The sequence below is a fragment of the Bacillus sp. GW821-FHT11D08 genome (assembly GCF_058808515.1).
Genome location: NZ_JBXARS010000004.1, coordinates 167,991 through 175,458 on the forward strand (window position 1 = coordinate 167,991; position 7,468 = coordinate 175,458).

The window sequence follows — 7,468 nt, forward strand, 5'->3', positions numbered from 1 at the left end:
GTTCTCTATTACCGTTTTACCAACTCATTTGTTTCGTCCAGCTTTTTTCTGAAAGATTTAAGGAAATTTGCGCTTATCGTTCCTTTGTTTGCGTACAGTTTTTCGCAGAATGCCTTAATGGCGTTTTGCGGCTTCGGTTCCGACAGCATCGTGACATGATTGGAAGAGTGGACGTCCAGCAGGTGAAACTGTTTCATCTGGCGTTCCCATTCTTTCCAATACGCATCATAGTCTAACGGAATTTGTTCTTCCTCTGCCGTCAGATAACGTTCAAGATCTCCGAGGAACAAACCGCTTTTATTACGGAAGTAGTAGCATTGCAGCGCTTCCGGATGAGGCAGCGGCTTCATGTCATACTCTTCCATTCCGTAAGCGAGCTGCGTCTTCATCATTTGCTCCAGCTGCATCCGGATTGCTTCTTCGGATTTTGGCAGACCGCGCTTTTTGGCAAGGCCGATCAATTCTTTCAATACTTCTTCTTCCTCAGCCTGGACGGTAATGTCTTCTCTGCTGATTAATGCCTCTTCAAGGTTTTCAGGCTTAAGATATGCTGTAAGCATCGTATTGATCGTTTGCAGCATGACTGACTTAACAGATGGTTTTCTTTCTTTCCATTTTTCACTGTACGGGGTGTCGATCATGACGGCGCTTTTTACCGTATGACCTTCCTCCTGCAAGAGGCGCGCGGTTTCATATGCAAGCATTCCGCCCAAGGAATATCCGCCGAGATCATAAGGGCCTTTCGGCTGTACCGCTTGGATGATTCTCTTATAAGAAGCGGCCGTCTCTTCGATTCCTTGCAGCGGCTCTTTCCCTGTCAAACCTCTTGCCTGGATGCCGTAAAAAGGTCGCTGACTCTTTTTGGCGAATGGCTGGTATGCTTCCACGCCTCCCGTTCCGCCGTGAAACCAAAAAACAGGACGGCCTTTTTCTCTATCATTCAGCTTGACGAGTTCTGGAAAATTCCGGCCCGTCTCCTGCGGTTGGTTCATTTTTAACAGCATGCCGATCTCCTGAAGAGTGCTGCATTTCTGAAGAGCCTCCAGACTGATGCGGCTGTCTCCGTCCTCAAGTTTTTTCAGCAGCTGAATAGAGGAGATTGAATCGAAGCCGTATTCAGTCAGCGGCTTATTTTGATCAATTTCCGCTGCCTTCATCCCCAAAATGTCTGCCACAATGTCAGCCGCGCTCCCGCAGCGGATCTGAGGATTCTGTGAAACCGGTGCAAGGCTGATGTCTTCTGGCTTACCGCCGTTCCAATACTTATGGTTTTCAAAAGGATATGTCGGAAGCGGCACTCTTTGAACAGATTTGCCTTGGTGGAGTCTGTCCCACGGTATATCCGCACCTTTCACCCAGCAAAATGCAAGTTTTTCGAGATTGTTTTCAGCCAACAGCGTCTCCGTGACGACTGTACCGAGAGTCCCTTCCAGTAAAACGCCGATATCTCCTGATCCAGTCTGCTGAATGCCTGTAAAGAAGCTTTTCATTCCATTGCTTTCTTCGGAAAATGCTCTGTACTCTTTCAGTTTTTCCAGCAATTCATCTTGATTGCGGGCAACGAGGGCCAGGCGGCAGTTCATCGCCTCACGGCCGGTCTGAAGCGTATAAGCAATATCCCGCAATGACGGAGTATCTCCAGTTTGTACAAAATCAGCCAGCTGACTTGCGACCGCCTTAAGACGCCCTTCGCTCTTAGCAGAAAGCACGATAAGCTGCGGTTCATGCACAGATTCTTTGTCTTTATGGCTCGGGCTGTACTGTTCCAAGACGACATGCGCATTCATGCCGCCGAAGCCATAGCTGTTAATTGCGGCCCGGCGCGGGATCGGTCTGCCCGTATGGTCGGTGAGCTGTGTCCATTCCTGATTGTCTTCGGTGAAACGGAAGCGGCTTTTCTGAATGGCCATTTGCTCATTTGCAGCTGTAAATCCGGGAATGCCCGGGATGGTATGATGCTTCATGGCCATCGCCACTTTTATAAGGGCGGCCAGTCCGGAAGCGAGTTCGCCGTGCCCGATGCAAGGTTTCACGGTGCTGATATAACAAGGCGCGATTTCCTCTTGATTTGCAGACTCGCCGTAACCCGCTTTGATTGCATTAAACTCCAGCGCATCTGCCATTTCGGAGGCAATGCCGTGCGCTTCAATATAAGTGACGGTTTGCGGATCAACATCGGTGTCTTCGTACGCTTTTTTCATCGCGGCCTTCATTCCCGCCGGATTCGGCGCGTGAAGCGACATGCCTTTACCGCCGTGAGACACTCCTGTTCCTTTAATGACCATGTGAATATGATCGCCGTCTTCAATTGCCGCCTCAAGCGGTTTGATGATGATAACGCCCGCCCCTTCGCTTCTGACAAAGCCATCGGCATCTTTTTGGAACGATTTCGCCCGGCCGTTTTTACTTAAATATCCCATTGAGTCAAAACCGATAAAGCCCTTCGGCGATTGCAGAATATTGGCTGCACCCACGACAGCCTGCTCACATTCTTTATGACGGATTGATTGAACCGCCCTGTGCAATGCCACCAGGGTTGACGTGCAGGCAGCCTCGTAATATTCACTCGGTCCTTGTAAATTCAAGGCATATGATATTCTGTTCGGAATGATGGACGGGATGGCTGTTCCATTGTTCGGATCGCTGTTGCCCGCGGCAACGAAAACGCCTGTCGGTCTGCTTGATAACGCCTTATTTGTCAGGCCCGCATCCTCCATTGCTTTCCATGTATGCATCAAAAGCAGAAACTGCTCCGGCCCCATTTGTGATGCCTCTTTAGGGGAAATTCCGAAAAAGAGCGGGTCAAATTCGCCGACACCGTCAATAAAACCGCCCCATCTGAGACTCGTGTCATTCTCATCACCGGCGTAACGGCGCCAGTCCCAGCGGTCCGCCGGAATTTCGGTAATACAGTGATCCCCGTTTACGATGTGCTCCCAAAAAGACTGGATATTCGGGGATTGCGGAAACTGAGCTGACATACCGATAATCGCGATTCCTTGCTTGACATCGGCGTTATCACAAGGCGGATGCTGTTTCCTCGGTAAAGTGCGCTCTTCTGTTTCCGTGACCCTGGCCTCTTCTGAATGCTTATGATCGGCAAGCAATTGAGAAAACTTGCTCTCATATGCTGACGCGAAGTGGCGGGTCAGCTCCTCCGCGGTCGGATACTCGAAAAACAATGTTGGATTCACATCGATGTCCGCCTCTTGGCCGATCTCTTTTGTCAGCCCGATCAGGCTTGCTGAATCAAGTCCCAATTCCATGATATTCGCGTCAGAACGAAGAGATGGCCCGGGTTCATCCATCATCTTGGCGAGCTTGCCAAGGACGTAGCTGCGGATATCATCTGTCAGACTGCCGGCAGAAATCGGTGCTCCCGCATTCTTAACAGCCGTTCGGGCCGGCTGATTCATCTGTTCGGTTTTCGGACGGAACCGTTTCAGGGCATAGCCTTCAAAACGCATCACCACTTCCGATCGGCTGCTGATGACATCTGCGTTAATCAGAATCATTTCCCCCGTTTGTTTGGTCAGCTTGATGTGCAGCCAGCAATCGATAAGATCTTCAGGGCTGCTGAAGGTGACGGAATTAATGCCGAACGGCAGATAGCTTTCCGCCTCCGTTTGATCCAATAAAGAAAGTGAGGCCAAGTAAGCACTGTTGGCGATGAACGGATTTACGGCATAATGATGCGCTTGTTGTGAGTCGCTATTGTTCAGGTTCACTTTCGCTAAAACGGCATCAGAGCCTTTGTACAGGCGGGTAATCGTTTTAAATTCTTCTCCCCACACGACGGGTCCCGTTCCGTCTCCGTATAACTCATCTATCCGGCCCACTTCCCGGTAAGAGCGCTGAATGGCCGCCAGATCCGCGTGCTGCTTTTGAAACGGATAGGGGCTGCACTCGGCATACGCCGCTATGCTCCAATCAGGAGACGTGCGGCTGCGGTGCATTATGCTCAGTTCAAATCCATTCCCATTTTGTTTCGATTCTGTTTTCAGCTCGATGCGATCGCCTTTTTTTACGGTAATGGGGCTGACGTAATTCAGTTTTTTAATTTGTCCTCCTTCCGCTTCAGGAAAAAGATCACAAAAATGATCGACTGCCAGACTGTTATATGTAGCGCCGACGAGTACCGGTTCTCCGCTGAATTGATGCCCTTTCACGTATGGATCGTCATCACTGTATACCGCCTGAACGCCGCCAGCGTTTTCTGATTCACCGAATTGAAAAGAAGTCCCGTGGTCAAAAGCGTAGGCCGGCAGATGAACAGCGTGCTCTTGCTGCAACTGATCAAACGCGATATTCTCTCCTTTTTCCCATTGCCGCGCACGTTGGCCAATATCAGAATCGGAGAAATTGAGATTCCGCTGATCCATACGGTAAGCGGCCAGCTTTTCCAACAGTTCCTGAATGGAGGAAGCCGTAAATGCCGCCCGATACTCCGAATGATGTGTTCTTTTTTGCAGCGCGGATGCGATGGCGGCCGGTTGAAGAGATGGCGTCTTTTCTAAAAAGGCCGCCAGTCTGTCAAGATAGGCTTCAAAACTCCATTTTGTTTTCGCTGACACAGGGAAAATATATTCCTCATCGCCGTGACGGGTCTGATCGGAATTCGGGCTGATATATTCTTCTACGATGAGATTTGCATATGCCCCGCCTGCCCCGAAGGAATTAATCATGCTTCTCCGCGGTATGATGTCCCCCGTTTCGGCATCCCTCATACGCTCCCAATACTCGTTTTTTTCCTGCAGGTAAAAAGCCGTTTGTTCAAGGTTGATATTCGGATTTTGCGGTTTTGCGTTAATCGTCGGGACTAATGTTTCCCGCTCCATTTGCAGCAGCACTTTCGCGAGCTGAGACATGCCGGAAGCCGCCTCTAAATGGCCAAGATTTGACTTGACGGATCCAAGCGCGCAAAAACGTTTTTTATCAGTATATTGCGCGAACGCATTTGTCAGGGCAATGACCTCAATCGGATCTCCCAATACAGAGCCGTTTGCCGCTGATTCAACATAACTGATTGTTTCCGGATTGATTCCGGCCTTGTCGATGGAAGCCGCCATGAGCTTCGCCTGCTGTTTCGGATCCGGAGCCGTGTACATCTGCCTTCCGCCGCTATGACACAACGCGCTGCTTTTAATGACCCCGTAAATATGGTCTTTGTCGGCAACCGCTTTGGAGAGCGGCTTCAAGAGCACTGCCCCGACTCCTTCTCCCGGCATCAGGCCCGTGCCGGTTCCGAAGCTTTTGCTTTCACTTCCCTGTTCAAGCAAATTCGCCCGTTCGAGCGCATCATATTTAGACGGTTCAAGCGTGAGATTGACCCCTCCGGCAATCGCCATGGAACAGCTGTTAAGCTTCAGGCTTTCACAGGCGAGATGAATGGCGCTCAGTGAGCTGGAGCATGCGGTCGTAACGCCCATGCTCGGGCCCGTTAAATTGAAAAAGTGGGAAATGCGGTTGGCGATATGCCAATCCCCTCCGTTAGAGCTGAGCGCAGCTTTTTCCAATGACGGGATATTCCAGAAATATTGATTGTACATACTGCCCATAAATACACCGATGCCGCTGTCTGATTCCTGCCATTCGTTTACTCTTTCTAACGAGTAGCCTCCGTTTTCAAATGTTTCCCATACGGTTTCAAGGCTTAGACGGAGCTCAGGCGTCATCTCCATCACATGGTCTTCCCGGATGTCAAACAAGTGATGGTCAAAAGCGTCAATATGCTGCAGAAATCCGCCGTACCGTGTTTTGCGTTCTTCTTTTCGTGTTTCTTTTGCCATTGTTTTCAGAAGACCGGATTTCCATCTGTTTTCCGGAGCTTCCGTAATACAGCTGTCTCCGGCTTTTAAATGCTCCCACAGCTCATCGAGGGTTTCAGACTCGGGATAGCGGCCGCTGATGCCGATAATGGCAATGTCGTCACAGTCAGAACGATTAACGGTGACGGTTTCTGTTTCCGGCTTTGGCGCTTTTGGCTCTTTTTGTTCAGTGATAAACCGCCGCGTTTCCGTGACAAGCGGCACCGGTTCATTCATTGCAGGTTCCGGATGCTTTGTTTCAGGAGGCGCTTGTTCGGCTCCGAATGCCTGTTGCAGCTTATCCGGGTAAGTTTCCAGCAAATACTCGGCAAGTTCTTTCGTATTCGTGTGTTCAAATAAGACCGTTTTCGGCAGCTCGCCCGTCAATGTTTCCAGTTCGCGGATAAAATTCACCTGCAAAATGGAGTCGATGCCGTATTTTTCAAAGCTGGTTTCCGGCTGAATGCGCTCGGGAGCAAGCTTTATGGACTTGGCTAACGTTTCTTTTATGAATTGCACAGTCCGGTCTGTGACTGAGAAAGACGGTTCTGTGACATCAGCCGGCTCTTTGGAAGCCGCAGTTTCTTCAACCGCCTGCGTGTCCGGCTGCTTTTGCCTGATGACACCGTCGCTTTCTGCCGCCACGATCTGCTGGCCGAGGTGATGTGACGATTCCGCCATAAATGTAACGTACCGATATCCCTCGCTTTCCAGCGCAGACTGCCACGCTTCAGGATACAGCCCCGGGCATCCGGGAATGCGCAGTTCGGCGTCTTCATACAGCCACCAGCCTTCCAAAAGACCGAATGTCAGGTGAGAATAAACCGAATGGCTGCTGATCTCATTTAATAGCAAAATCCCATTCTTTTTCAGCACCGCTTTGGCATTGCGAAGTGTCCGCCTAATATTTTTTGTCGCGTGAAGCACATTTGCCGCAATTACCGCGTCATATGCGCCCGCCTCTATACCCTGCAAAGCCGGGGGCTCTTCCACATTAAACCGCTTATAAGTCAAATACGGATTGTCGGGACCGTATTCTTTTTCAGCATGCATGAAAAAGGCCTTTGACAGATCGGTGTAGCAATATTCTTTCACATGATGTTTGTACTCTTTTAATCTTTTGAACACGGCCGCGCTCGTCCCGCCCGTCCCCGCTCCGATCTCTAATATCCGGATTTCCGCGTTCGGGTCTTCTTTCAGGCGTTCTTCAATGAAAGCCGTCAATGTGTCAGCGAGCACCTCATTATAATAGTCTGCCGTTTCATTGTTTTTATAGATTCCTTCCACCAATTCCATTGAGGAATCAGGAAACAGAACATCAGTGGCAGAAACTCTGCCGGATAAAATATCCGGCAAAGCTCTGAGAGCGGTCTCCACTAAGGTGATCATCGCCTGTTTGCTGCTGTCCTTGAGTAAAGGAGCTTTCTTTTCATCCCATTCTTGCCACAGAACGTCCGCACGCTCTATCGGACCTGTTAACACATACGTACTGCCTGACTGTTTCAAAAAGCCTTTTTGCACCAAGATGGAGATGCTTTCTTCCAGCCACCTGCCGTAAAACCCCTGCATGACAGGCTGCGTTTCGTTTTCCGTAAAAAATCCGACAGATTTCAGCTGGCCTGCCAATAGTTTGTAAAGAAGATCTTCAGTGTTTTGCAAAG

Annotated in this window: 1 protein-coding gene; it reads right to left on the bottom strand. The window is 49.9% G+C overall.

The features are described from left to right. Window positions 1-8: 8 nt before the first annotated feature. Entirely contained in the window at window positions 9-7,466 is a 7,458-nt protein-coding gene (locus AC1RRX_RS10375) for a beta-ketoacyl synthase N-terminal-like domain-containing protein (RefSeq protein ID WP_144464319.1), read from the bottom strand. Between the last annotated feature and the right edge of the window lie 2 nt (window positions 7,467-7,468).